We start from the raw sequence: 573 nt of genomic DNA on the forward strand, positions 1-573 counted from the left end.
TGCCCTGTGACTTGTATCCACTCTGCATTAGCACTTACTGGTGATAGCAAACAAGACATTAGAGCGAGCAAGAAGGAAAAATACTTCATACCCACCTCACTTCAAAAAATATACAGATTGCATTGACTGAGATGCAGCACGCTTAGTGCGGGGCTCACTACTGGAAGCCATAGGCAGTGGCCGGTGGCAATCTATACCGAACTTGATATTGTTCATTTTATTGATACAGTCGTGAAAATCGCCTGGCAGTAATATTTCCAACACAGTCTCAAATCCGCGCCCCTTATTCTCAATAATCGAAACTACCCTTGCACCTCGCACATAAGAATCGACAGCCGCTGCATAGTGATCACTTTTCATCACAAACTCATCAACCTGGGAACCACCACTGATTCCGATACCGTAAAGCCTTTCGGCCAAGGTACGGTAAGCATCAAGCTTTGAGGCCCTTATCGCCATCAAACGCTTCGACTCTGACTCCGAGTCCTCCTTTCTTTCATAAGCGCCATACCCCGTAACACGGACTACAATAGGCTCAATCGGCTCCTTCTCCTCTTTCTTCATCGTACCCAC

The 573-nt window shown here is 46.6% G+C and carries 1 protein-coding gene; it reads right to left on the bottom strand.

Annotated features, from left to right (window positions below):
• Window positions 1–96 precede the first annotated feature (96 nt).
• Window positions 97–573 (bottom strand): LPP20 family lipoprotein (locus tag A3735_RS09545; protein ID WP_231882521.1); only part of this gene is annotated, 477 nt, incomplete at its 5' end.

It is taken from the genome of Oleiphilus sp. HI0061, from assembly GCF_001635675.1.